The organism is Pseudoduganella sp. HUAS MS19 (assembly GCF_053615455.1).
In genome coordinates, this window is sequence record NZ_CM132133.1 from 4,504,739 (window position 1) to 4,530,125 (window position 25,387).

Here is a 25,387-nt window from a genome sequence, read left to right on the forward strand (position 1 = left end):
TTCAGGATTTTCAGGTCGTGACGTTCTGGGTCCAGGCCAGCGCCGACAGGTGGGCCTTGTTGACGTCTTCGGGCGACAGGGAGAGCGAATCGGCCAACGAGCTGACCAGGTTCGAATTCAGTTCGCAGGCCTCGGCCAGCGCCAGGAACGGACCATATTTGCCGCCGCGCGTCAGCAGCGCCTTCACCACTTCGTCGTTCAACTGGATCTCTTGCAGCACATCCTTCATCGGGATGCCCAGCAGGCGGTCCAGCAGCGAGAACATGCCGGCCACGAAGATATTCTCCGCATCGGCCTTGCCCAGCGCCTTCTGGCCCAGCAATTCAGCGAGGCGGCCGCGCACCACCGCCGTTTCCAGCAGCACTGGCGAGAAGCCGGAAGTGGAAGCGGTGGCCAGCAGCAGCGTCAACCAGCGGTACATCGGCTGGTAGCCCAGCAGCTGGATCGCCTGCTTCAGCGACTGCACTTCGCGCCCGGCGCCGAAACCGGCCGAGTTGATGTATTTCAACAGCTTGTACGACAGGGCGGCATCGCGCTTCAGCACGCTTTCCAGCTGGGCCACGTCGGCATTGGCGTTCACCATCTGCATCAGTTGCAGGATGATGGTTTGCGATGGATTCAGGCCCTGCCCTTCGCTGCCGGGGCGCGGCGTCAGGTGCAGCTTGCCGACAAAGGCATCCAGCCCCAGGGCGGCGCAGGCATCGAAATCGGACCAGGTGGTGACCGGACGGCCCACCATGCGGATATTGGAAGTCTTCAGCAGCGAATAGGCGCGCGCCTGCGCGGCCACATCGGCGCCGGTAAAGCGTACTTCGACATACGAACAAATGGTGCCCAGGCGGCTGCCCACGCGCGCCAGGTCGGCTTCGCGCAGCAGGATGCCCACGCCGCCGGCACGCAAGCCCTGCACCGCTGCCAGCGTGGCCGGATTGGCCAACTCGGAGGTTTTCAGCGACAGCACGGTGTGCTCGGGCGGCAGGTCGAACATGGAATCGGTCGACAGCATGCCGGGCACGGCTTGCAGGAACAGGGTCTTCTGCTTGAGCAGCCAGCCGTGTTCAGGGTGGTTCACCTGCCCGGCGACAAAGCCGACCAGGTCTTCCAGTTCGGCCAGCGTGGGCACATGGGAGGCAGCGTCCTGCTGCCAGGTAAGTTCGTAGCCGACCACGCGCTGCTCGGGATCGAGCAGGGGTTCACGAACCAGGAAATGTGTCTGATGCATACGTGGTCTTATGCTTGACTCAGGAGGGAACGGCGGCGGCCAGGGCCGCCGCCGCCAATGACGTGTAAAGCCGGGATCAAGCGCCGAGCTTTTCGAAAATCTTGTTCAGCTTTTCATCCAGGGTGGCGGCAGTGAATGGCTTCACCACATAGCCGTTGGCGCCTGCTTGCGCAGCCGCGATGATGTTTTCCTTTTTGGCTTCGGCGGTCACCATCAGCACCGGCAGCTTGGCCAGCGCAGGGTCGGCACGGATGTTCTGTAGCATGGTCAGGCCATCCATATTCGGCATATTCCAGTCGGACACCACGAAGTCGAATTGCTCCGCGCGCAGCTTGGCCAGCGCCATCACGCCGTCCTCTGCCTCGTCCACGTTGGCGTAACCCAGTTCCTTCAAGAGATTTCGCACGATGCGGCGCATCGTGGAGAAATCGTCAACAACCAAAAATTTCATCTTTGGATCAGCCATGAATTGCTCCGTTGTTTCTACTTACGCGGTTATTAATTAAAGTGGTGTTCCCAGCAAGTTGTAGGATAGCATTTTCGTTGCTCCAAGGCGAACTTCTCACGAGCCCTCGTGTCAAACGCGCAAAGCACGCGAGCCATGCTGTGCAAGATAACCCAATACCATGCCGGGCAGCGCCTGCAACGCGCCAACTTCATGCGTTGCACCAACGGCAATCGCTTCGCGCGGCATGCCGAACACCACGCAGCTAGCTTCGTCCTGCGCGAAATTATACGCCCCGGCGCTCTTCATCTCCAGCATCCCTGCAGCGCCGTCCTTGCCCATGCCGGTCAGGATCACGCCCACCGCATTTTTGCCCGCGTGCTGAGCCGCCGAACGGAACAGCACATCGACCGAGGGCCGGTGGCGATTGACCGGCTCTCCCTGGTCCAGTTTGGTCATGTAGTTGGCACCTGAGCGGGTCAGCAGCAGGTGCGAATGGCCGGGGGCGATATAGGCGTGGCCCGGCAGCACGCGCTCATTGCCCTGGGCTTCCATCACCGAGATCTTGCACAGCGAATCGAGGCGCTTGGCAAACGATTTGGTGAAGCCTTCCGGCATATGCTGAGTGATCAGGATGCCCGGGCAGTCCGACGGCATCTGCACCAGGAATTCGCGGATGGCTTCCGTGCCGCCGGTCGAGGCGCCGACAATGATCAGTTTTTCCGAAGACATCAGTGGGTTCCGTAGTTGCGGCAGCGGCGCGCCGCCCTCCCCGGCCGCGCCGGCGGCAGGCAGGGTGCGGGCGCGCACCTTGGCCTTGGCGGCGGCGCGGATCTTGTCGGAGATCAGGTCGGCGTATTCGCGCATGCCGGACTGGATCGAGATCTTGGGCTTGGTGACGAAGTCCACCGCACCCAGCTCCAGCGCGCGCAAGGTGATTTCGGAACCGCGCTCGGTCAGCGAAGACACCATCACCACCGGCATCGGGCGCAGGCGCATCAGGCGCTCGAGGAAGTCGAGGCCATCCATTTTCGGCATTTCGACGTCCAGCGTCAGCACGTCCGGGTTGGTCTGCTTGATCAGCTCGCGCGCCACCAGCGGATCGGGCGCCACGCCCACCACTTCCATGTCCGGCTGGCCCTTGATGATCTCGCTCATCACGCTGCGGATCAGCGCGGAGTCGTCGCAAATCAGGACTTTGATCTTGTTCATCTTGTACACCTGCTCATTTAGCTTCTTTTAAAACAGCTCGACCTCGCCCGCCACCGGCTTGGCCTTGAGGCGGTTGGCGTAGTCGTTTTCACGCTGCGCCAGGGTGTCGTTATGGGTTTGCATCAGCTTCTTGACCAGCACCTTGCCAGTCTTGGGGAAGAAATACACCTTGCGCGGATAGATGTCCAACAAGTCCTCGGCCACGATGCGGATCTTTTCGTTCTTCAGGAAGCTCTGCACGAAGGCGGCATTGCGTTCGCCCACATTGATCGCCGTGAAGCCCTTCAGCACCGCGCCGCCGCCAAACACCTTCGCTTCCAGGTTGTCGCGCCGGGCGCCGGACTTCAGCAGGTCGTTGATCAGCACTTCCATCGCATACGTGCCGTAGCGCGCCGAGGCCGAGACCGGACTTCCGGCATCGGCGCCGCCGTCGGGCAGCATGAAGTGGTTCATGCCGCCCAGGCCCGTCAGCCGGTCGCGGATGCAGGCCGATACGCAGGAGCCGAGCACGGTCACGATCAGCATGTCCTTGTGGGTGTAGTAGTACTCGCCCGGCAGGATCTTGGCTGCGTCGCAGTCGAAGGTCCGGTCGTAATAGACATTGGTCGCGAATTGTTCTTTATCCATGTCATGCCCTCTTGCGCTCATCGAGCTCGTAGACAGTCTTGCCGCGCAGCTTCAAAGCGTCCGACACGTAAAGGAAGTTCTCGGAATGGCCGGCAAAGAGCAGGGCATCCGGCTTCATCAAGGGGACGAAGCGCGACAGGATCTTGCGCTGGGTCGCCTTGTCGAAGTAGATCATCACATTGCGGCAGAAAATCACGTCGAAACCGGGGCGGATGTCCCACTTCTCGTCCAGCAGGTTGACCTGCCGGTAGGTGATCAGCGAGCGCAACTCCTGCCGCACGCGCGCCATGCCTGCGTTGGCGCCTTTCCCTTTCAGGAAAAAGCGACGCTGCTGCTCGGGCGACAGCTTGTCGATCCGCTCCATCGGGTAGACGCCGTTGGCGGCCGTGGCCAGCACATTGGTGTCGATATCGGTGGCAAGGATGTGCACCGGCGGCGTCAGCGTGTTGAACGCTTCGCAGCAGGTGATGGCAATCGAATACGGTTCTTCGCCGGTGGAGCTGGCGGAGCACCAGATATTGATCGTCTCTCCGCGCTTGGCCTTGACATGCTCGGCCAGCAGCGGGAAGTGGTGCGACTCGCGGAAGAAGGAAGTCAGGTTGGTGGTCAGCGCATTGGTGAACGCTTCCCACTCGCCGTTGCCCAGGCGCCCCGCTTCGAGCTCGTCCAGGTAGCGCACGAAACTGTTGATGCCGGTGGCACGCAAGCGACGCGCCAGGCGGCTGTACACCATCTCCTGCTTGGAGTCGGCCAGCGCAATGCCGGCCCGCTTGTAGATCATTGCGCGGACCCGTTCAAAATCCTTGCCGTTGAAGTCAAACTCTTTCACGGTCTCTTTGGTCAGCGCCATTTTTGCTGTTCTCCGCGGTTACATGGACATCAAAACTCTTCCCAGTCGTCGCCGGACGGGGCGGCAGCCGCAAGCTTTTTCTTCGGCTGCTGTGCGGCCGGGGCGGCCGGCACCACTGCCGTACTGCGCGCCGGCACGGCCGGCTGCGTCCGGCGCGGCGGAGCCGCCGCACGCTTGGCAAATTCGTCGCCGGCCAGCTTGAAGATCGAAACGGCCTGGGCCAGGTTGTTGGCCTGTTCCTGCATCGATTCGGCGGCGGCGGCGGCTTCTTCCACCAGCGCGGCGTTCTGCTGCGTCATTTCGTCCATCTGGCCGATGGCGGCGTTGACTTCCTCGATGCCGTGACTCTGTTCCAGGGTGGCGGCGGTGATCTCGCCCATGATGTCGGCCACCTGCTTGATCGATGTCACGATCAGGCCCATGGTCTGGCCGGCTTCATCGACCAGGCGGCCGCCCGCATCGACCTTGTCGACCGAGTCGTCGATCAGGGCCTTGATCTCCTTGGCTGCCGCAGCCGAACGCTGTGCCAGGTTGCGCACCTCCGATGCCACCACGGCGAAGCCGCGGCCCTGTTCGCCGGCGCGCGCCGCTTCCACGGCCGCGTTCAGCGCCAGGATATTGGTCTGGAAGGCGATACCGTCGATCACCCCGATGATGTCCACGATCTTGGTCGACGATTGCTTGATCGAGCCCATGGTATCGACCACCTGCGACACCACCTGGCCGCCCTTCTCCGCCACCGAAGACGCCGATACGGCCAGCTGGTTGGCCTGGCGGGCGTTGTCGGCGTTCTGCTTCACGGTGGAAGTCAGGTTTTCCATCGAAGCGGCGGTTTCCTCCAGCGAGGAAGCCTGCGACTCGGTGCGGGCCGACAGGTCGGCATTGCCGGTCGCGATTTCCTGCGAGGCGGTGGTGATGGTCTCGGTCGATGCCCGCACCTGGCCGACGGTCCGGGCCAGGCTTTCGTTCATGTCCTTCAGCGCCTGCAGCAGTTCCGAGGTTTCATCCTTGCCTTCCACCGTCACTTGCGAAGTCAGTTCGCCGGCTGCCACTTTCTGGGCTACCTCCACCGCGCCCGACAGCGGACGGGTAATCGACTTGGTGATCACCAGCGCGCACAGGATGCCGACGCCGACCGCCACCGCCGCCAGCACCACCATCCACAGAGTCAGGTTGCGGTCGGCCTGGTTGGAGCTTTCCTTGAAGTCGGCGACAGCGGCCTGCTGCAGATCGACCAGCTTGTTCAGCGCAGCGAGGGTCTGCTGCTGCAGCGGGTCGATGCGGCCGGCGATCACCTTGGCCGCGCCTTCGGCGTTGAAGGCCATGATCTGGCCCATGGCTTCCTTGAAGGCCGCGTCGACGTCGGTCTGCAAGGCGGAGATGTCGTTCACCACCTTCTTTTCGGCGTCGTTCAGGCCCAGCCCTTGCAGCTTGGTGCGCGCCGCATCGTAGCGGGCGCGGTTGGCCTTGACCTTCTCTTCTTCCTTCTGCATCAGGCTGACGTCCGACTGCAGGCCGATATTGCGCATGGCGATGCCGGTTTCCAGCATGGCGCTCTTCATCGACTGCGCCTGCAATTCCTTGGCGCTGGACAGGTCCAGGCCAGTCATCAGGGCCGATTTGTTACGGTAGTTCAGCACATTGGTCAGCAGCACGGTGCCGACCAGGATCAGCAGGATGATCCCGAAACCGAAACCAAGCCTTGTGCCTATCTTGTATTCGCGCACATTCATTTTTTCTCTCCCCCTCGAATCCTGACGGATCCGTATTGTTATGTCTTACGCCGCGAGCTTTTCGCTCAAGCCCATTTCCGGGCTGGACATCAGGCGGCCGATGTCCACCAGGATCAGCATGCGCTCATCGATGGTGCCTAGGCCGATCATGTATTCCGAGCTGAAGGCCGTGCCCATGTCCGGCGCCGGCTTGATCTGTTCCGGCGTCAGCGACGTCACGTCCGATACCGAATCGACCACCATGCCCACCACGCGGCCGTTGATATTGAGGATGATGACCACGGTGAACTGGTCGTACACCGGCTCGCCCAGTTTGAATTTGATGCGCATGTCCACCACCGGGATGATGATGCCGCGCAGGTTGATCACGCCCTTGATGAATTCCGGCGCGTTGGCGATGCGGGTCACCGCTTCGTAGCCGCGGATTTCCTGCACTTTCAGGATATCGATGCCGTATTCTTCGGAGCCCAGCTTGAAAGCCAGGAACTCCTGGACGGCTGTGCCGGCGCTTGCTGCGTCGCTCATGGTTCTTCCTTCACAAAGTTTGATTCGTCAACCAGCTGGCGCGACGAGCGCACCAGCGCCGTCACGTCCAGGATCAGCGACACGCCTCCGTCGCCGAGGATGGTGGCACCGGAAATGCCGGTCACCTTGCGGTAATTCGATTCCAGGTTCTTGACCACGACCTGCTGCTGGCCCACCAGTTCATCCACGAACAGGCAGGCTTTCTTGCCTTCGGTTTCCACGATCACCAGGATGCCCTGGGTCGGGTCGGTGAAACGCGGGGCGATATCGAAAATCTGGTACAGCGGGATCAGCGGCAGGTACTCGCCGCGCACCTTGATGACGCGGCCCTTGCCGGTGATTTCCTTGACGTCTTCCGGCGCCGGCTGCAGCGATTCGAGCACGAAGCCCAGCGGCAGGATGTAAACCTCGTCGCCGGTCTGGATCAGCATGCCGTCCAGGATGGCCAGCGTCAGCGGCAGGGAAATCGAGATGGTGGTGCCGAAGCCCTTGGCCGAGCGGATGTCGACGGTGCCGCCCATGGCGCTGATGTTGCGCTTGACCACGTCCATGCCGACGCCACGGCCGGAGACATCGGTCACCTGCTCGGCAGTCGAGAAGCCGGGCGCGAAGATCAGTTGCCAGACGTCGGCATCGCTCATGTTATCGGACAGGGGCAAGCCGTTCTGGCGGGCTTTGGCCAGGATCTTTTCGCGGTTCAAGCCGCCGCCGTCGTCCGACACTTCAATGATGATGCTGCCGCCCTGGTGCGAGGCGGACAGGAACAGGCGTCCCGTCTCGGACTTGCCGGCCGCCTTGCGCACGTCCGGCATTTCGATGCCATGGTCGATCGAGTTGCGCACCAGGTGGGTCAGCGGGTCGACGATGCGTTCGATCAGGCCCTTGTCGAGCTCGGTGGCCGCGCCGCTGGTGACGAATTCCACCTTCTTGCCCAGCTTGGTGGCCAGGTCGCGCACCATGCGCGGGAAACGCGAGAATACGAAGTCCATCGGCATCATGCGGATCGACATCACCGATTCCTGCAGGTCGCGCGTGTTGCGGGTGAGCTGGGAGATGCCGCTCATGAGCTTTTCGTGCAGCACCGGGTCGAGGGTGCCGGCGCGCTGCTCGATCATCGCCTGCGTGATCACCAGCTCGCCCACCAGGTTGATCAGCTGGTCGACCTTTTCCACCGAGACGCGGATCGAGGACGATTCGCCACCGGCTGGCGTGTGGGCCTGCTTTTCCGCTTCCTTGCGGGCGGCTTTCTTTTCCTGCTCTTCGTTCGGCTTCTGCACCTCCGCCGGCGCATCCTTGATGCCGGCCTGGGCGCGGATCACTTCCAGCGGCTGGAAGAAGCCGTAGCCGCGCGCGTCTTCAGCTGCGGCGCCGGCGTTGTTGCGGATCTCATCGAGCGGCTGGAAAAAGCCGTAGCCCTCGCCCTCCGCAGCGGCAGCAGCAGGCGCGGCGCCGCCGACGGGCACGGGGTCGAAGAAGCCGTAGCCCTGCTCCGCCTCCTTGCGCTGGCGTTCGGCATGCTCACGCGCGGCCTGGGTCGGGCTCAATGCAGGCAGCTCGCTGACCTTCATCTGGTCGGCGTCGATGACGAAGGAGCAGATCGCCACCAGGTCGTCCAGCGATTCATGGGTGGTGACAATCATGGCGTGGCGCTCGGCGTCGAGTGGCATCAGTTCCACATGGCCCATCAGGCCCAGTTCGGCTGCCAGCGCTTCCACTTCGCGGTGCAGCATGGGCGGCAGCTCCAGGCGGAAGCGCTTGCCGCCGCTGTGGTCCACCGCCTGCGCTTCCTGCGCATTGAAGGCCGGCGCCACCGGCGCCATCGCCTCGATATGCACGTCCTGCGCCAGTTCCTGCAGCATCATGCGCACGTCGCCCACCGCTTCCTGGTCGACGGCGCTGCCCAGGCGGTGGCCGTCCAGCTGCATCTTCAGGATGTCCTTGGCCGCCAGGAAGGCATCGACGTGGGTCGAGGTCAGGGCCATCTCGCCCTTGCGGATGCGGTCCAGCAGCGTCTCCAGCACGTGCGTGACTTCGGTCATGTCGGTCACGCCGAACGTCGACGCGCCGCCCTTCACCGAGTGCGCGGTGCGGAAAATCGCGTTCAAGTCCTCTTCGCTGGGCGACTCGACGTCCACCCCCAGCAGCAGACGCTCCATTTCAGCCAGCAGTTCTTCCGCTTCGTCGAAGAAGACCTGGTAGAACTGGCTAATGTCGATGGTCATGCGACACCCCTTAATTAGCCAATGACCTTCTTCACTACCTCAATCAAGCGTTGCGGGTCGAAAGGCTTGACCAGCCAGCCATTCGCGCCGGCGGCGCGGCCCTTGGCCTTCATTTCGTCGGACGATTCGGTGGTCAGCATCAGGATGGGTACCTTGGCGTAGGACGGCTGCTCGCGCAGCAGCTTGATCAGTTGCAGGCCATCCATGCGCGGCATGTTCTGGTCGGTCAGCACCAGGTCCACGGTTTGCAGCTTGGCCTTTTCCAGGCCATCCTGTCCGTCGACTGCTTCCACCACCTGGTAGCCGGCTGCCTTCAGGCTGAAAGCCACCATCTGGCGCAGCGAGGAGGAGTCGTCGACTGCAAGAATTGTTTTAGCCATCTTTTTTTCTCACTTGGTTAAATTTTTGTATGCGTTTCTATATTCAGAACAGTTCAATGTCGCCGCTTTCCAGATGCTTCTGGCTGACCGCCTTGCGCAGCACGCTGCGCAGTTCCAGGCTCTGGATCGCCAGCGCCATGCTGACCTTGCTAAGCAGGTCCACGATCTCGTCGCTGCCCGATTCCGGCACCACCTCGGCGCCGTGCGCGCCCAGCGTGCCCAGGAATTCGCGCAAGCCTGTGACGCGCTTCAGGGTGCGGTCGATCAGCTGGCTGGTCATATCCTGGAACTGCATGCTGGTAATGGCGGCATTGACGTAGCCGCTGACCTGTTCGTTCATTTCCTTCAGGCGCGCCTTGTCTTCCGCCGACGGATCGCCGCCTTGCAGCAGCAGCTCGATGGTGGCCTGCTGCGCGCTGACCGCTTCATGGATCGCCATGAAGTTGCGGGTCAGCTTGTCGATCGCTTCCTCCAGCAGCAGGTTGGTCTGCAGCAGGTCGGTCTCGACTTCGGTCAGGTGGCGCCGGCCATGGTCCGACACGCCGGACAGCAGCCGTTTCACATGCGAGCCGAGGATTTTCTTTCTTGTCATAAAGCCCCTATTTCTTCCCTGCCGGCGCAGCCGGTGCCGCTTCCGCCGCGGCTTGCGTAGCTTCCGTATCGAGGCCGACTTGCAATTTGCCGCCGTCACGCAGCACATTCTCCTCGGTCCTCTTGTTCATCACAATGATGCTGATGCGGCGATTGATCGGGTTGAAAGGATCCGCGCGGTCGAGGTGGGCGGCGCTGGCCAGGCCCACCACGCGCAGGATTTTGTTGTCGGCCAGTCCGCCCTGCAGCAGCGCGCGGCGCGATGCATTGGCACGGTCGGCCGACAGTTCCCAGTTACTGTACCCCGTTTCGGTGAAATACGGCGTGGAGTCGGTGTGGCCGGACAGGCCGATCTTGTTCGGCACGTCGTTCAGGGCCGGCGCGATGGCTTCCAGGATTTCGCGCGCATACGGTTGCAAGTCAGCCTTGCCGGCATTGAACATGGGGCGGTTTTGCAAGTCGACGATCTGGATGCGCAAGCCTTCGCTGGTAAAGTCCAGCAATAATTGCTCCTTGAACTTTTTGAGTTCGGCGCTGGTGTCGATGGTCATTTCGATACGGGCGCGCAGCGCCTGCAGGCGCGAGCGCTCCTCCGCCTCCAGCGCCTTCTTGGCGGCATCGAGGTTGTAGGTTTTCGACTGCGACGGATCGTCCGCCATCTTGACCTGGCCGGTGCGGCGCGACAAGTCGGAGCCGCCGCCCTGGATCACCGAGGAACTGTCGCCGCTGCCCGAGCCGCCTTGCATGGCGACCTTCAGCGGCGTCTTGAAGTACTCGGAAATGCCGTTCAGGTCGCCCTTGGTCGTCGAGCCGAGCAGCCACATCAGCAGGAAGAACGCCATCATCGCCGTCACGAAGTCGGCGTAAGCGATCTTCCAGGCGCCGCCGTGATGGCCGCCTCCGCCCTTCTTGATCTTCTTGACGACAATCGGCCGCAGGCCTTCTTCAGCCATGGCAGGTCCTCGCTTCCATTACTTCGACTTCGATTTCTTGATATGTTCTTCCAGCTCGGAGAAGCTTGGGCGCTCGGTAGAGTACAGTACCTTGCGGCCAAATTCCACAGCCAGTGCCGGGGCATAACCATTCAGGCTGGCCAGCAGCGTGACTTTCACGCACTGGAACATCTTGGTCGACTCTTCCAGCTTCTGCTCCAGCAGGCTGGCCAGCGGGCCGACGAAACCGTAAGCGAGCAAGATGCCCAGGAAGGTGCCGACCAGCGCCTTGGCGATCAGGATGCCCAGCTCGGAGGGCGGGATACCTACCGATTCCATGGTGTGCACCACGCCCATCACCGCCGCCACGATACCGAAGGCCGGCAGGCCGTCGCCCAGCTTGGCGATGCAATGGGCCGGCACATGGCCTTCCTGGTGGTGGGTCTCGATCTCGTTGTCCATCAGGTTCTCGATCTGGAAGGCATCCATATTCCCCGACACCATCAGGCGCAGGTAATCGGTCATGAACTCGATGATATGGTGATCCTCCAACACTGAGGGATATTTGCTGAACAGCGGACTGTCCTCCGGCTTGTCGATATCGCCTTCGATCGACATCAGGCCTTCCTTGCGCACCTTGGACAGCACGTCGAACAGGAGCGACATCAGCTCCATGTACAGGTCCTTGGTATAACGCGAACCCTTGAACAGGCCGGGAATCGCGGCCAGCGTCGCCTTGATCGCCTTGCCGTTATTGCCGACAAAGAAAGCGCCCGCCGCCGCACCGCCGATCATCAGCAGTTCCAGGGGCTGGAACAGCGACGCCAGGTGGCCGCCACTGAGTGCGAAGCCGCCAAACACGGACGCGACGACGATGATGTATCCGACAATGACTAACAAGCGCGCAGACTCCCCGAAAGCTAGTTAAAAGCAATAATATTCCACAGTGGAACTACAATAACGTGAAGACGCCTCTGCGGCAAGGAAAACTGGCTCTAAAATGCTCTTATATAAAGGAGTGGACCGCCCTCTGTGGTGCGGATGGTCTTGATGCCGTTTGCAGCAGGAATTTCAAATTCATAACTGGCAAGCAAACTGCCGGCGCGCATCTCGCGCTGGGCCTTGTTCCATAAGGCCGGCATGGCGGCCGGCGACAGGTAAGCGAACACCAGGTCGTATTCTGCAAAATTTAACTGCTCATAGTCGCCACGCATGAAACGCGCGCGGCTGCCGGACAACAGGGCACGCATGCGCGACAGCAGCCACGGCACGGGCGCCAGTTCAATTCCAGCAACGTCCGATTCGGGCCGCGCCGCGGCCAGGTGCAAGGTGAAGCCACCGAGGCCGCTGCCGATATCGATCATGTGCAGCGCCCTGCCCTGCGGCAACTCGGCCAGGACGGCGCGCCACACGGCAGGGTTGGATGGATAGTAGGGAACCTGGGTGCGGTAGGTCGACCAGTACCAGCCCAGCAAGAGCAGGAAGGCCGCCGCAGCCAGCCACGGCGGCAGGTGCAGCGCCAGCCCGGCCAGTAAGGCAATGGGGAACAGCAGCAGGATTGGCAGCCACCAGCGCGCCAGGCCGACTTTCCAGCCAAGGCCGGCAGCCAGTACGCCTTGCAGCAGCGCGGCCTGCAGCAAGGTCAGCCCGAGACCGAACGATTCAAGCGCAACGGCCAGCGCGGCGCATGGCAGCAGCGCGCCGGCCTGGACCAACAGCGCCTGGAGGGCGGGAGTTTTTAAAATCATGGCCGGAGTATACCGATGCCAGCGCCCTTGGCATACCGGTGCCTGGTTGATGACAACTGCTTGGCGCGGCATGCAGAAACCGGTAAACCGGTGTCAGACCCGCAGGGTCCGACACCTCACATTCACGCAGCGACCGCTTCGGCGGCATCCTTGGCCTTGCGGGTCTTGCCGGCACGCGAAGGCATATGGCACAGGCCGCACTTGTAGTCGCGGTTCAGATCCATGGCATCGACGACGAACTTGCCTTTGCAGCAAGTGCAAGGCTTAAGCTGCAGCATATTGCTGCCTGCGAACTTGACCAGGGTCCAGGCGCGGGTCAGCGAGAGCAGCGGCTCTTCGCCGGCGGCGGGCGGCATTTGCTCCAGGTAAAGCTGGTAAGCCTTCATCACGGCTTGGATGCCGCTGGCGCCCGCATGCTCGACCAGGAAGTTATGAATGTTCATGAACAGCGAAGAGTGGATGTTCGGCTGCCAGGTCAGGAACCAGTCGGTCGAGAAGGGCAGCATGCCTTTGGGCGGCGACACGCCCTTCAGCTCCTTGTACAGCTTGAGCAAGCGCTCGCGCGACAGGGACACTTCGGTTTCCAGCAATTGCAGGCGCGCGCCCAGGTTGATCAGCTCGATGGCCAGCTGGATTTCCTGCGCCTCGGTCACCACACTCTTCTTGCTCATGGCGCGCTCCTTAAGCGATCTCTTCGACTGGCTGGCCGGCCATCAGGATGGCTGCGTGGGACTGGGCCAGGGAACGGTCCTTATTGTAGTTGGTCAGCATGCCAAGGATGGCGCTGTCATCGAAGCGGAAGCGGGCCAGCATCATATTGCCGCCGGCCAGTTTCAGGATCTGGGCGTTGCTCATGCCTTCGATCAGGTCGGCGATGTCGGCCGAAATGCCCAGGCGGAAGATCGCGGTGACTTTGTCGGCGCGAATCATCTGCTGCGCCAGCATCAGGTAGCTCAGGTTCGCATCGCGGATTTCAGCCATCATGTCGTTTGCGGTCATGTCCATCTCCAGTCAGTTTCAGCATGCAACGCAATTTTCGTTGCTGTTGAGATACATTCTGCTGGAGTCGGGACAAAGCGCAAAGAGGTGGCACGCTGTATTTTGGGTCGGGAATAGACGAAGGGACCCCGTAGGATTTTGTCCTACAGAGGGCTGCCCATAGAGGGGCAACGCCAGTATTGGCGCGGGTTTGCGGGGCGTTCGGTCTCGCTAAAAACACAGGAGCCGCGGGTAAAAATGCGATATCGCTGAGATGCTTTTTTGCGACATCTGAACTGGTAACGGCAGGCTTGGGGAGAACTTTAGGGTTCCGAGCAAAAAATTTTAAGATTTTTTCACTGATTCCAAAATGCCGAACAGCAAGCCTTTTACCGGGCTTCTAAAAACGGTAACGGCAGCGCCGCGGGGAACTTTAGGGTTTTTTGAAAAACTTTTGAAATTTTTTTGGTGCTTTTGAAATCAATGACTTAGCTGGCAAAACCGGCACTGCGGTGTCTGACCCGCAGGGTCAGACACCGGGATGCCGGTTTGGGGCCAGAAAGGTTGCTACAATCTCACTTTGTTTAAGTCTCAAGGAAAGCGCCCGCATGATTTCCCGTTCCGACTGCCTGGCCCGCGATGCCGCGGACACCCTGGCGCCGCTGCGCGAGCAGTTCGACCTGCCCGCAGGCGTGATTTATCTCGATGGCAACTCCCTGGGCGCCCGTCCCAAGGCTGCCCTGACCCGCGCCACCGAAGTGATCGCCAAAGAATGGGGTAAGGACTTGATCACCAGCTGGAACAGCGCCGGCTGGTTCGAGATGCCCAAGCGCCTGGGCGACAAGCTGGCCCCGCTCATCGGCGCCAAGGCCGGTGAAGTGGTGGTCACCGACACCACCTCGATCAACCTGTTCAAGGCCCTGGCCGCCGCCCTGCACGCACAGGCCCACAGCGGACGCAAGGTGATCATCAGCGAGCGCTCCAACTTCCCGACCGACATCTATATGGCGCAGGGACTGACCAGCTGGCTCGATCGCGGCTATGAAGTTCGCCTGGTCGACAGCCCGGAGCAGTTGCCGGCTGCCATCGGCGCCGAAACGGCCGTGGTCATGCTGACCCACGTGAACTACCGCACCGGCTACCAGCACGATATGGCGGCCACCAGCGCCCTCGCCCACCAGCACGGTGCGCTGATCGTATGGGACTTGTGCCATTCGGTCGGTGCCGTGCCGCTCGACCTGCACGCGGACGGCGCCGACTTTGCCGTCGGCTGCACCTATAAATACCTGAACGGCGGCCCCGGCTCGCCGGCCTTTATCTGGGTCCCGCAGCGCAACCAGGACAAGTTCAGCCACCCGCTGTCCGGCTGGTGGGGGCATGCCAACCCGTTCGCCATGGCGCCCGACTTCGCGCCAACCCAGGGCATCGGCCGCGCCCTGTGCGGCACCCAGCCGGTCACCTCGCTGGCGATGGTGGAATGCGGCCTGGACGTCTTCGCGCAAACGACCATGGACGCCGTACGCGCCAAGTCGCTGGCCCTGACCGACCTGTTCATCGCCCTGGTGCAGCAGCGCTGCCCCAGCCACCCGCTCGGGCTGGTCACGCCGCGCGAACACCTGCGCCGCGGTTCGCAAGTGAGCTTCACCCATCCGCACGGCTACGCGGTGATGCAAGCCCTGATCGCGCGCGGCGTGATCGGCGACTACCGCGAGCCTGAGATCATGCGCTTCGGCTTCACGCCGCTGTACACCAGCTTTGCCGATGTGTGGGATGCGGTGGAAATCCTGAAGCAGATCCTGGACGACCAAGCCTACGACATCACTGCCGCCCGCGGCGCTGTAACTTGAGATACAAAATGACTGAAGAAAAGAATGACGCCGCCTGGCACGGGGCGCAGATGGACTTCTCCAAGTCCATGAGCTATGGCGACTACCTGGGCCTGGACAAGATCCTGAGCGCCCAGCACCCGCTGTCGCCCAACCACAATGAAATGCTGTTCATCGTGCAGCACCAGACCAGCGAGCTGTGGATGAAGCTGATGCTGCACGAGCTGCACGCCGTGGTCGACCATATCCGGCGCAACGACCTGCCGCCGGCCTTCAAGATGCTGGCCCGCGTGGCGCGCATCATGGACCAGCTGGTCCATGCCTGGGACGTGCTGGCCACCATGACGCCGCCCGAATACACGGCGATCCGCCCTTACCTGGCATCGTCGTCCGGCTTCCAGTCGCACCAGTACCGCGAGATCGAATTCATCCTCGGCAACAAGAACGCCAATATGCTGGCCGTGCACCAGCAGGCGCCGCAGGCGCATGCCCTGCTTGACGCGGCACTGCACGCGCCGTCGCTGTACGACGAGGCGATCCGCCTGCTGGCACGCCATGGCTTGCACATCGATCCGGAGCGCCTGGACGGCGACTGGACCCAGCCGACCATGGCCAACGAGTCGGTCAAGGATGCCTGGCTCGAGGTCTACCGCGATACTTCGCGCTACTGGGCGCTGTACGAGCTGGCGGAAAAGCTGGTGGACCTGGAAACAGCCTTCCGCTTCTGGCGCTTCCGCCACGTCACCACGGTGGAGCGCGTAATCGGCTTCAAGACCGGCACCGGCGGCACGGCCGGGGTCTCCTATCTCCGGAAAATGCTGGATGTGGTACTGTTCCCGGAATTGTTTGCTTTAAGGACTGCTTTGTGAAACGCTTGCTCGCTGCCGTGCTGGCCGCGGCCTGTGCGCTGCCGGCAATGGCACGCGACGACCGCCCCGGTGTATTCGATTATTACGTCCTGTCGCTGTCCTGGTCGCCCGAGTACTGCGCCGGCCGCGGCGGCGGCGACCCGGCGCAATGCGCCACCGGCCGCCAGCTCGGCTTCGTGCTGCACGGCCTGTGGCCGCAGTTCGAGCGCGGCTATCCCTCAAGCTGCGGCCGCGCCAGGATTTCCAACAGTCTGCGCGACCAGTACGAGTCGCTCTATCCTTCGCCGAAACTGCTGTTCCATGAATGGAACAAGCACGGCACCTGCTCCGGCCTGCAGCCGCAGGATTACCTGGCCCTGAGCGCCAAGCTGCGCGACAGCCTGAAGATCCCGGCCGAGTTCGCGCGCCCGCAGCAGCCGGTGCGCGTCACGCCCGGCCAGTTCGAGACCAAGTTCCACCAGGCCAACCCATGGCTGGCCAAGGACTCCGTGCTGCCCGTGTGCGGTTCCGGCGGCCGTTTCCTGCGTGAAGCACGGGTGTGCTTCAGCAAGGATGGCAAGTCCCGCAGCTGTTCGCAGGAAGCCATCGCCTATTCGCAGAAGAGCTGCGGCCAATCGACCTTCCTCATGAAGAACGTCAAATGAGCGTGCTGACCCTGGCCGGCTTGTGGAATTCCGGCCCGCAACATTGGCAGACCCATTGGGAAAAGAAGCACGGCTGGACGCGCGCCCCGCACCGCGACTGGGAAACCCCGGACCGTGAAGAATGGGTGCGCGAGCTGGACGCCGCCATCGCCGCCTGCCCGCAACCACCGGTGCTGGCGGCGCACAGCCTGTCCTGCACCCTGGTCACCTGGTGGGCCGCGGCCCACCGCCGCGATGCGGCCCGGCGCGTGGCAGGCGCCTTCCTGGTGGCGCCCAGCGACGTCGATGCGCCGAGCTATCCGGACTGCACCACCGGCTTCCAGCCGATGCAATTGGCGGCCCTGCCCTTCCCCTCCCTCGTGGTGGCCAGCGAAGACGATCGCTATGTCAGCAGCGCACGGGCGCGCCAGTTCGCGCAAGCCTGGGGCAGCCAGTTGCACCTGATCGGCAATGCCGGCCATATCAACGGCGACACCGGCTATGGCCCATGGCCGGAGGGGGAAGCGCTGCTGCTCGCATTCTGCCGCAGAGTCCAGCGTTAAGCGTGCGCCGCGCCAGGCGCGCTTGCAGCGACAATAAGCGCGCTGTACTGCGCGCCTGCCTGTCATAACACGGGGGGAACCGTAATCGCGGGCTCGCGAACACTGAGGAGCCAATGCATGGGAACTCATCTGAAAAAAGGGCTGGCGACGCTGGCCTTGCTCGCCGCTTGCGGCGCCGCGCAAGCGGATCCACTTGTCTTCAACGCCGCACTCAGCGGCGCGGCGGAATCGCCGCCCAATGCGTCGGCAGCCACGGGCGATGTGACCGTGCTGTTCGATATCGACAACCACTACATGACCATCGCAGCCAGCTTTACCGACCTGGAAGGCTTGAGCGGGGCTGCCCACATCCATTGCTGCACCGCCGTGCCGGGCGACGGCAATGCCGGTGTCGCCACCATGGTGCCAACGTTTACCGGCTTCCCGGCCAATGAAACGAGCGGCAGCTATGCTGCATTCTTCAGCACGTCGCAGGAATCGTTCTGGAACCCGACTTTCCTGGCCAATAACGGCGGTACCACGGCCGGCGCCGAGGCCGCGCTCCTGGCCGGGCTCAATGCCGGGTCGGCGTATTTCAACCTGCACTCGAGCGTTTACCCGGGCGGTGAAATCCGCGGCTTCCTGGCGGCGCCGATTCCCGAGCCGGCACAGTTCCTGATGCTGCTGGCCGGCCTACCCTTGCTGTTGCTGCGCAGGCGGGAACACTAGCGAGGAATCGGGTTGCGCGATGCCACGTTCAGCATGTTCCAGGAACGGATGACCGCAACCACGAAACCCAGTTCCGCGATCTCTTCGTCGGAGAAATGCTCCCTGACCCGGGCGAAAGCTGCGTCGTCGGGATCGCGGACTGGGATCGCATTGATCAACTCGGCCCATTCCAGCGCAGCGCGTTCGCGCTCGCTGAAGAATGGCGCCTCGCGCCAGCCGGCCACCGCGTTCACGTGACGCGGATCGACGTCCAGCTTCAGCAAATCCTGGTAATGCATGTCGATGCAGAAGCCGCAGCCATTGATCTGCGACACCCGCAGCAGGACCAGGTCGACCAGCTTCCTGCCCAGCAGTTCACGATTCAGGCCATTCGACAGCGCCAGCAGGTTCTGGAACGATTTCTGGGACAGTTGGAAGTAGTTGTAACGCAGGGTGCTCATGGAAAAATCCTTTCGGTCTGATGGTCAAGGCTGCACTGTGCGGCCTTCTTATCCATTAGACGGAGCTGCCCATCGGTTTGTGACAGCCGGGCTAAAGATTTTTTTCCAGCCGGGCGGGAAAGGAGCAAACCCGGTCGCGCCCGGCGCGTTTGGCGGCGTACAGGGCGGCATCGGCGCGTTGCAGCAGTTCGCCCAGCGCCTCGCCCGGCTGGTGCTCGGCCACGCCGGCGCTGATCGACAGTTCGATGGCCGACAGGGTGCCATCGAAGCGCAGGGCACGCACTTCGCTGCGCACCCGCTCGGCAAACTGAAGGCTGAGCTGGAGGTCGAGCTTGGGCAGGAACACGGCAAATTCGTCGCCGCCATTGCGCACGGCAATGTCGATGCGGCGCGTATGGCTGTTCAATAGCCCGCCGATGCGCTGCAACACCAGGTCGCCGGCCAGGTGGCCATGGCTGTCGTTGATCAGTTTGAAACGGTCGACATCGAACACCAGCAAGCCCACCCTTTCGGACGGGTCGCGCTCGTGCTGCTGCAGCAGGCGGACCGCCGCGTCTTCCATATAGTGGCGCGTGTACAGGCCGGTGACGGCGTCGCGCACCGCCAACTGGTAATATTTGGAGCGGTCTTTTTCCAGCGCGCTATTGTCAAGCTGGGCGCGCCGCAGGTCTTCATAGGCCGACAGCAGTTTCTGGTGCGCCTGCTCCAGTTCCTGCTGCTGGCGCGCCTCGGTGGTGACGTCTTCGTAGATGGTGACAAAGCCCATGACCCGGCCCCGTTCGTCGCTCATGGGGCGGCCGGTCACCTGCAATACCGTGCCGTTTGCGCGCGTGCGCCGGAAGCGGTGCGGCACGAACTGGCGCGCCAGGTTGATGCGTTCGCGCACCTGGCTTTCCGGATCGCCCGGTCCGAATTCGCCGCGCAGCGCGTTGAAACGGAACAGGTCCTCAAGCAGCACGCCGGGCTGCATCAGGCTGTCCGGAAAGTCCAGGCATTGGCAAAAGCTGTCGTTCCAGAACCTGAACTGCAGGTCGCGGTCGATGATGGACAGGCCGACCGGCAGGAATTCGATGGCGCGCAGCAGGTCCGCCAGTCCCACCTGCATGCCGCGCTCGCGGGTTTCGCTCAACATATTCAGCTCCTCCGCAGCGCAGCTGCCTGCCCCAGTCAGTTGAGAATGTGCGCCAGTTTATCCGGGTTGCGCACCACATAGATGCCGGTGATGCGCTGGCCATCGGTGGCAAAGCCTTGCGCCGATTCCAGCTGGCCATCCACGAAGCGCAGCAGGCCAGGTTCGCCATTGACCAGGGCGGCACGGTATTCGATGACGCCCAGTTTGTGCATGCCCGCGTACAGCGCCGCAATCTTGTCCGGATCGGTGATGACGATGCCGAAGGATTTGACCTTGCCGCCGCCGTCGCCCACCAGCTCCAGGTCTTGCGCCAGCAAGGCGCGCACTGCCGCCTTGTCGCCGCTGGCCGAGGCTTGCACGAAGCGCTGCAAGAGCTGGCGGTGGGTATCGGCCGGGATGTCGAAGCGCGACTGGCCGCGCTGCACGCGCTCGCCGGCCCGGCTCACCATCTGGCGGCAGCTGGCTTCCGACTTGCCCAGCTGTTCGGCCACCTCGTTGTAGTCGTAGTCGAATACCTGGCGCAGCAGGAAGGCGGCGCGTTCCTCGGGACCTAGGCGCTGCAGCAGCCACATATAGGCCAGCGACAGGTCGCTGGCCCGTTCGGCCTGGGCTTCCGGCGTTTCCTGGTCGATGGCGACCAGCGGTTCGGGCAGCCACAGGCCCTCATAGGCCTCGCGCTCGGCGATGGCAGCGCGCAGGCGGTCGATCGAGAGCCGCGTGACCACCGTCACCAGCCAGGCTTCGGCCGACTGCACGCCATTGGTATCGGCGCCCTGCCAGCGTATCCAGGCATCCTGCACCACGTCTTCGGCATCGGCACGCACGCCCAGCATGCGATAGGCGATGGCAAACAACCGCGCCCGGTGCGCGGCAAATACGGTTGGATCGTTCATGAAGCAGGACTATACCCGACCTTGTGCACTTTCAGCAGCACCTCGCGCAACTCACGCACGCGCGGCGGCTTGCTCAGCACTTCATCCACGCTGGCCGGCTTGGCATCGACGTCGCCTTCCGGGATCAGGCGCTGGCCCCAGCCGGTGACCAGGATCACCGGCGTAGTGGGCGAGAGTTCCTTGATGCAGCCGGCCACCTTGCGGCCATCGACGTGCGGCATGCCCAGGTCGCTGAATACTGCGTCGAATGGCTGGCTCGATTCCATCGAGGCACGGAACTCTTCGATGCCGGCGGCGCCGCCGTTGGCCGCCACCACCGTATGCCCGTCGCGCTGCAGGATGGTGGTCATGGAGGCCAGCACGGCCGGGTCGTCGTCGATCACCAGCAGGCGCATGGGTTCGGCCACCGCCACCGCCGTGGCCGGGGCTTCCAGCGGCGGCATGGCGGGATGCGCCTGCGGCAGCGGGAAGGCCAGCGATACCGTGGTACCCTGCCCGATCATCGATTCCACCTGCACCACGGCGCTGTGGCGCTCGGCCATCGAGTTGACGGTGGCCAGCCCCAGGCCGCTGCCGCGCTCGCCCTTGGTGGTGAAGAAGGGGTCCAGGCAATGGCGGCGCGTCGATTCGTCCATGCCGACGCCACTGTCCACCACGTCGACAATGGCATGCTCGCCGGTACTGCGGGTACGCAGCGTCAGCGAGCCGCCTTCGGGCATGGCATCGACCGCGTTGAACACCAGGTTGGTCAGCGCTTCGCGGATTTCCGGCTCGGAGCCCATAACCGACGGCAGGCCCGGCGCCAGTTCCAGCTTCATCGCGATCACCACCCCGCGCTGCTGCGGCATATCGCTCCAGCGCGCCCGCGTCAGGTCGGCCACCTGCTGCGCCAGCACGTTCAGGCTGACGCTGGTCAGCTCCATCTGCGGTTCGCGGCGGCGGTACAGTTCGCGCATGCGCGCCACCGTGGCAGCCACGTCGTCGATGGCGCGCGCAATCACCTGCAGGTTGCCGCGGCCGCTGGCGCTCAGTCCTTCCTCGGTTTCCAGCAGGGTCTCGGTGTACAGCGCCACCGGCGAAATGGCATTATTGATGTCGTGCGCGATGCCGCTGGCCATCTGGCCCAGGGCGCGCAGGCGCTCTTCGCGCGTGACCGACTGCTGCGTTGCATGCAGGGTGTGGTAGGCCTGCTGCAGCGCCCCGTACAATTGCGCCTGGCGCGCCGCCAGGGCCGCATGTTCGCTCAGCTGGCGCAGGAACTCGCATTCGCCGCTGGAGAAGGCATTCGGGATGGTGCGCGCCACCGCCAGCACCCCGAACACCACGCTTTCGGCCTGCAGCGGCGCCAGCACCAGCGAGTGCAGGCCGCCGCGCGCCAGCCGGTGCGGGAAGGGATACTCGCTGCCGCTGATATCGGGCTCGTACACCAGCTGGCCCTTGACGCAGCGCGACAGGCCATTGGTGTCGATCGTAACCTGGGCGCCTTCCTTCAGCGCCGCATCGCCCGGCAGCATGGCGTTGCCCAGGCCGACACAGCTCGCTTCCAGCACGCCCTCCTGCAGCAGGAAGACGCAGGCAAAATCCACCGGCAACTGGTCTTCCAGGCTGCGCACCAACACCTGCAGGATGCTGCGCAAATCCTGCCGCTCGCCGATCGAGCGCGTCATCTGGTGCAGCAGGCTGAGGCGCCCGAGCTGGGCCTGCACTTTCAGTTCGGCGCCATGGCGCACCGCCATCTCGTCGTGCAGCGCCGCATTGGCGTTGACCAGCTCATCGCGCGAGACCGTAGTCGAGCGCAGCCGTTCGGTCATGGCATCGAAGGCGCGCGCCAGGTCGCCCACTTCATCGACCGTCTTCATATTCATGCGAAAGTCCAGCTTGCCCGAGCCCACCAGTTCGGCGCCGCGCCGCAAACGCTCCAGCGGGTGCGCCACGCTGCGGATGGTCAGGGCCAGCGCGCCCAGCACGGTCAGCGCCAGCAGCAGGCCCAGGCCGGCCGCCACCGCCGAAGCATTCTGCTGCGCCTGCAGCACGCCCTGGCGGCTGCGGCGCGCCAGCTCTTCGGCATCGCGGATCATGTCCTGGGTGCGCGACATCAGTTGGCCGAACAGGCGCGCTTCCAGCAGGTGCAGCACCTCGGCCCGTTCCGGCGTGGCGCGCAATTCCTGCCGCACCAGCAACAGTTCTGAGAAATGGCGCGCCAGCAGGGGCAGGCTTTCCTGCAGGTCGTGCAGCAGTTTCGCTTCCGGCGCTTCCCGGAACAAGTCATCGCGCAGCAGCAAGCCTTGCAGCGAATCCTTGCGCAACTGCCACTGCACGTGGGAGCGCCGTTCCTGGGTCTGCGCATACTCGAGTGACAGGTAGCGCAGCGCCACCACGCCGCTGACGATTTCGCCGGCGCGCTCGTTGCGCTGCAACTCTTGCCGCACCTGGCGCGTGGCGCCGATCATCAGCAGCACGGCCAGCGCCACCCCGGCCACGCACAGCCACTGGGCCCACTTGAGGCGAGTGATAATTTTCATGGTGGCTTAATGGATCACGGTGACGGCAGTCGGCCGCACCTCGCCCAATCCTTCCAGGTACACATTGTCGAGGAAATTCGGCACTTCGCGCGAATTGGCCAGGCGGTTGCGGATGGCCCAGCGGGCCCGGTCTTCAAAGGCCAGCAACAGCGACTGGTCCAGTTCCAGGCCGAAGTGGTAGGTCGGCCAAGCCGCCAGCACTTCGTCGCGGTTCAGCTTGGCCGTGGCCGGCAGCAGGGGCTGCGCCTCCCCCGGCGAATGCTCGCACCAGGCCGAGCCCTGCTCGATGGCATGCAGCAGGCGCGGGATGACGGCCGCCCTTTCGCCAGTAAAGCGTTGCAGCGAAACCAGGTTGTAAATGCTCTCGTAGGCCTGTTCGCCGGAGAAGCTCACTGCCGTATCGCCCAGTTGCTTGCGCATCGCGCCGAGGAAGGGCTCCCAGCCGGCCACCGCATCCACGTCGCCGCGCTGCAGCGCCTGGCCCAGTTCCTCCGGCTTGTAATTGACCATGGTGACTTCGCTGCCGTCCATGCGTTGCCAGTTCAGGAACACGTCCAGCGTGAACTGGCCCGAAGTGCCCTGCGTGACGCCGATGCGCTTGCCCTTCAGGCTGGCCGGGGTCAGCACACCATGGTCGCGCCGGCCGATGATGCCGTGGTCCTTGCCGGTACGGAAAAAGGTGGCCAGCACTTTGACCGGCACGCCTTCCATGGCGGCAAACACGATCGGGATATCGGCCACGGTACCGACATCGGCCTTGCCGTCGACCACCGCCTGCATCGAAGCTTTGCCGCTTGAGAACGGCAATACCTTGACCTGCAAGCCCTGCTCGGCGAAGAAGCCGCGCTGCTGCGCCGCCACCACCGCGCAGGTGCCCACATATTCGGTATTGGCGGCAATCACCAGCGCCTGCGCCGGCCGCGCCGGCTGCCTTTGCTGCTGCCACAGCCAGGCGACGCCCAGCGCCAACACGATGAACAGCACGGCAAGTACCTGCATGGTTCGGCTACGCATGTTGCACCTGTTGGGAAGTTTCCGGCGCCAGCGGCAGCTCCACCCAGAAGGTGCTGCCCTGGCCCGGCTGGCTCTCGACGCCGATGGCGCCTTGCATGGCCTCGACCACGCGCCGGGTGAGGGCAAGGCCCAGGCCGCTGCCCTCCTCTTCTTCGTCGCGGCCGAGGCGGTGGAAAGGCTGGAAGATGTGCTGCACCTGGTCCGGTTCCAGCCCCGGCCCGGTGTCGCTGACGGAAATGCGCAGGCGGCTGCCTTCGGCTGCCTCGCAGGCCACGGCAACGCGGCCCTGGTCGTGGTTGTACTTGATGGCGTTGGACAGCAGGTTGATCAGCACCTGCACCAGGCGCGTGCGGTCGGCCCGCAGGCGCCGCTCCGGCACCTCGCCGAAGCCGAGGCTGATATCGCGTTTGGCGGCCAGCGGCGTAACCATCATGCGGCATTCTTGCAACACGGTCGGCAAGTCCACTGCCTCCATCGCCAGCGGCACCTTGCCCGCTTCGATGCGCGCCAGGTCGAGGATTTCGTTGACCAGCTTGAGCAGGTGCTGGCCGGATTGCACGATATTGCGCGCAAAGCGCTGCTTTTCCAGCTGCGTGGCCGGCAGCTTGTCGGCCGCCAGGATTTGCGCGAAGCCGAGGATGCCGTTCAGCGGAGTACGCAGCTCATGGCTCATATTCGACAGGAAGCGCGACTTTTCGGCATTGGCATGCTCCGCCGCCGTGCGAGCCTGCTCCAGCCGGTGGTTGGCTTCCGCCAGCTCCATCACATTCTGGCGCACCTGGCGTTCCAGCTCGGCGTTAGCCAGGCGCAGCGCGCGCGTGGCCTGCGCCCGCGCCAGTACCGGCAGCAGGGAGGAAGCCTTGAACGGCTTGACAATGTAATCGAGGGCGCCGCCCTGCATGGCGCGCACGGCGGTGGCGATGCTGCCCTCGCCGGTCATGATGATGCAGGCCAGGTCCGGGTCGAGCTGCAGGGCTTCCTTGACCAGGCCGATGCCATCCATGCCCGGCATGTTCAGGTCGGACAGCATCAGGTCGAACGACTGGCTGCGCAACAGCTCCAGCGCGGCCTCGGCACTGGAACAGCCCTCGGCATCAAACTGATACTGGCGCAGCACGTCGCATAGCGCCACGGTGTGGACGCTCTGGTCGTCAACGATGAGAATGCGCTGCTTGCGAACTTCCGTCATGCAATCCTCGCGGAGGCGGGCTTGCTTTGATTATGCCGCTTGACAAGTAGCTAAAGTCTCACCAAATCTAACCAAGCTTAAGCGCGGCGTAGGTGACAGCCCGGCTTCGCCTGATGAGGGAACTTTCCGCCCGCCCAAAAAAA

The 25,387-nt window shown here is 63.4% G+C and carries 26 protein-coding genes; 5 read left to right on the forward strand and 21 right to left on the reverse strand.

Translation table 11 applies throughout. From position 1 onward, the window contains the following. Nucleotides 1-10 precede the first annotated feature (10 nt). From ACWBU6_RS20440 to flhD, 15 genes are all read right to left on the reverse strand, one after another. Entirely contained in the window at nucleotides 11-1,222 is a 1,212-nt protein-coding gene (locus ACWBU6_RS20440; protein ID WP_452645214.1) for an EAL and HDOD domain-containing protein, read from the reverse strand. 76 nt (nucleotides 1,223-1,298) lie between these two features. Further along, a complete protein-coding gene (gene cheY, locus ACWBU6_RS20445) occupies nucleotides 1,299-1,688 on the reverse strand; it encodes a chemotaxis response regulator CheY (RefSeq protein WP_028104141.1) in 390 nt (129 codons plus the stop codon). A gap of 111 nt (nucleotides 1,689-1,799) precedes the next feature. Further along, complete coding sequence (locus tag ACWBU6_RS20450; protein WP_452645215.1) at nucleotides 1,800-2,879, reverse strand: protein-glutamate methylesterase/protein-glutamine glutaminase; 1,080 nt, start codon at nucleotides 2,877-2,879, stop codon at nucleotides 1,800-1,802. A gap of 27 nt (nucleotides 2,880-2,906) precedes the next feature. Beyond that, nucleotides 2,907-3,527 carry a chemoreceptor glutamine deamidase CheD gene (gene cheD / locus ACWBU6_RS20455; RefSeq protein WP_452645216.1) on the reverse strand — a complete coding sequence of 207 codons (621 nt, stop codon included), beginning with the start codon at nucleotides 3,525-3,527 and terminating at the stop codon, nucleotides 2,907-2,909. Then, the gene (locus ACWBU6_RS20460; protein WP_452645217.1) at nucleotides 3,508-4,356 is read right to left on the reverse strand and encodes a CheR family methyltransferase; all 849 of its coding nucleotides are present in this window, start codon (nucleotides 4,354-4,356) and stop codon (nucleotides 3,508-3,510) included. The genes cheD and ACWBU6_RS20460 overlap by 20 nt, the downstream gene beginning before the upstream one ends. Before the next feature lie 29 nt (nucleotides 4,357-4,385). Next, complete coding sequence (locus ACWBU6_RS20465) at nucleotides 4,386-6,089, reverse strand: methyl-accepting chemotaxis protein (protein ID WP_452645218.1); 1,704 nt, start codon at nucleotides 6,087-6,089, stop codon at nucleotides 4,386-4,388. 45 nt (nucleotides 6,090-6,134) lie between these two features. Then, nucleotides 6,135-6,614, reverse strand: coding sequence for a chemotaxis protein CheW (locus tag ACWBU6_RS20470; protein ID WP_452645219.1), 480 nt, complete (start codon nucleotides 6,612-6,614; stop codon nucleotides 6,135-6,137). Beyond that, nucleotides 6,611-8,836 (reverse strand): chemotaxis protein CheA, encoded by a 2,226-nt coding sequence (cheA, locus tag ACWBU6_RS20475; protein WP_452645220.1) that lies wholly within the window; start codon nucleotides 8,834-8,836, stop codon nucleotides 6,611-6,613. The genes ACWBU6_RS20470 and cheA overlap by 4 nt, the downstream gene beginning before the upstream one ends. A gap of 14 nt (nucleotides 8,837-8,850) precedes the next feature. Beyond that, the gene (locus tag ACWBU6_RS20480; RefSeq protein ID WP_055936079.1) at nucleotides 8,851-9,216 is read right to left on the reverse strand and encodes a response regulator; all 366 of its coding nucleotides are present in this window, start codon (nucleotides 9,214-9,216) and stop codon (nucleotides 8,851-8,853) included. A 43-nt stretch (nucleotides 9,217-9,259) separates the two neighbouring features. Next, a complete protein-coding gene (locus tag ACWBU6_RS20485) occupies nucleotides 9,260-9,808 on the reverse strand; it encodes a chemotaxis protein (protein ID WP_130311381.1) in 549 nt (182 codons plus the stop codon). 7 nt (nucleotides 9,809-9,815) lie between these two features. Then, nucleotides 9,816-10,760, reverse strand: coding sequence for a flagellar motor protein MotB (gene motB / locus ACWBU6_RS20490; RefSeq protein ID WP_452645221.1), 945 nt, complete (start codon nucleotides 10,758-10,760; stop codon nucleotides 9,816-9,818). Between the two features lie 18 nt (nucleotides 10,761-10,778). Continuing rightward, a complete protein-coding gene (motA, locus tag ACWBU6_RS20495; RefSeq protein WP_452645222.1) occupies nucleotides 10,779-11,639 on the reverse strand; it encodes a flagellar motor stator protein MotA in 861 nt (286 codons plus the stop codon). A gap of 95 nt (nucleotides 11,640-11,734) precedes the next feature. Further along, nucleotides 11,735-12,487: a class I SAM-dependent methyltransferase gene (locus ACWBU6_RS20500; RefSeq protein WP_452645223.1), complete on the reverse strand. Its 753-nt coding sequence runs from the start codon at nucleotides 12,485-12,487 to the stop codon at nucleotides 11,735-11,737. Between the two features lie 122 nt (nucleotides 12,488-12,609). Beyond that, entirely contained in the window at nucleotides 12,610-13,158 is a 549-nt protein-coding gene (gene flhC, locus ACWBU6_RS20505) for a flagellar transcriptional regulator FlhC (RefSeq protein WP_452645224.1), read from the reverse strand. Nucleotides 13,159-13,168: 10 nt separating this feature from the next. Next, the gene (gene flhD / locus ACWBU6_RS20510; protein ID WP_028104154.1) at nucleotides 13,169-13,486 is read right to left on the reverse strand and encodes a flagellar transcriptional regulator FlhD; all 318 of its coding nucleotides are present in this window, start codon (nucleotides 13,484-13,486) and stop codon (nucleotides 13,169-13,171) included. 587 nt (nucleotides 13,487-14,073) lie between these two features. On the opposite strand from flhD, the gene kynU reads away from it, so the two are divergent. The 5 genes from kynU (at nucleotide 14,074) to ACWBU6_RS20535 (ending at nucleotide 18,054) form a co-directional block, all read left to right on the forward strand. Then, nucleotides 14,074-15,312 (forward strand): kynureninase, encoded by a 1,239-nt coding sequence (kynU, locus tag ACWBU6_RS20515; protein ID WP_452645225.1) that lies wholly within the window; start codon nucleotides 14,074-14,076, stop codon nucleotides 15,310-15,312. A gap of 8 nt (nucleotides 15,313-15,320) precedes the next feature. Then, complete coding sequence (gene kynA / locus ACWBU6_RS20520) at nucleotides 15,321-16,160, forward strand: tryptophan 2,3-dioxygenase (RefSeq protein ID WP_452645226.1); 840 nt, start codon at nucleotides 15,321-15,323, stop codon at nucleotides 16,158-16,160. Beyond that, nucleotides 16,157-16,804, forward strand: a complete 648-nt coding sequence (locus tag ACWBU6_RS20525; protein ID WP_452645227.1) for a ribonuclease T2 family protein — start codon at nucleotides 16,157-16,159, stop codon at nucleotides 16,802-16,804. The genes kynA and ACWBU6_RS20525 overlap by 4 nt, the downstream gene beginning before the upstream one ends. Then, a complete protein-coding gene (locus ACWBU6_RS20530; protein ID WP_452645228.1) occupies nucleotides 16,801-17,346 on the forward strand; it encodes an RBBP9/YdeN family alpha/beta hydrolase in 546 nt (181 codons plus the stop codon). Before ACWBU6_RS20525 ends, ACWBU6_RS20530 begins: the two co-directional genes overlap by 4 nt. Nucleotides 17,347-17,463: 117 nt before the next feature. Then, nucleotides 17,464-18,054 (forward strand): CHRD domain-containing protein, encoded by a 591-nt coding sequence (locus ACWBU6_RS20535; protein WP_452645229.1) that lies wholly within the window; start codon nucleotides 17,464-17,466, stop codon nucleotides 18,052-18,054. Here ACWBU6_RS20535 and ACWBU6_RS20540 read toward each other — a convergent pair. The 6 genes from ACWBU6_RS20540 to ACWBU6_RS20565 form a co-directional block, all read right to left on the reverse strand. Next, complete coding sequence (locus tag ACWBU6_RS20540) at nucleotides 18,051-18,494, reverse strand: carboxymuconolactone decarboxylase family protein (protein ID WP_452645230.1); 444 nt, start codon at nucleotides 18,492-18,494, stop codon at nucleotides 18,051-18,053. The genes ACWBU6_RS20535 and ACWBU6_RS20540 overlap by 4 nt on opposite strands. Before the next feature lie 91 nt (nucleotides 18,495-18,585). Next, nucleotides 18,586-19,626 carry a diguanylate cyclase domain-containing protein gene (locus ACWBU6_RS20545; RefSeq protein ID WP_452645231.1) on the reverse strand — a complete coding sequence of 347 codons (1,041 nt, stop codon included), beginning with the start codon at nucleotides 19,624-19,626 and terminating at the stop codon, nucleotides 18,586-18,588. A 35-nt stretch (nucleotides 19,627-19,661) separates the two neighbouring features. Then, nucleotides 19,662-20,519 (reverse strand): RNA polymerase sigma-70 factor, encoded by an 858-nt coding sequence (locus ACWBU6_RS20550; protein ID WP_452645232.1) that lies wholly within the window; start codon nucleotides 20,517-20,519, stop codon nucleotides 19,662-19,664. Next, nucleotides 20,516-23,041, reverse strand: a complete 2,526-nt coding sequence (locus ACWBU6_RS20555) for an ATP-binding protein (protein WP_452645233.1) — start codon at nucleotides 23,039-23,041, stop codon at nucleotides 20,516-20,518. Before ACWBU6_RS20555 ends, ACWBU6_RS20550 begins: the two co-directional genes overlap by 4 nt. Nucleotides 23,042-23,047: 6 nt before the next feature. Beyond that, entirely contained in the window at nucleotides 23,048-24,055 is a 1,008-nt protein-coding gene (locus ACWBU6_RS20560; RefSeq protein ID WP_452645234.1) for an ABC transporter substrate-binding protein, read from the reverse strand. Next, nucleotides 24,048-25,244, reverse strand: coding sequence for an ATP-binding protein (locus ACWBU6_RS20565; protein ID WP_452645235.1), 1,197 nt, complete (start codon nucleotides 25,242-25,244; stop codon nucleotides 24,048-24,050). The genes ACWBU6_RS20560 and ACWBU6_RS20565 overlap by 8 nt, the downstream gene beginning before the upstream one ends. Nucleotides 25,245-25,387: the final 143 nt, after the last annotated feature.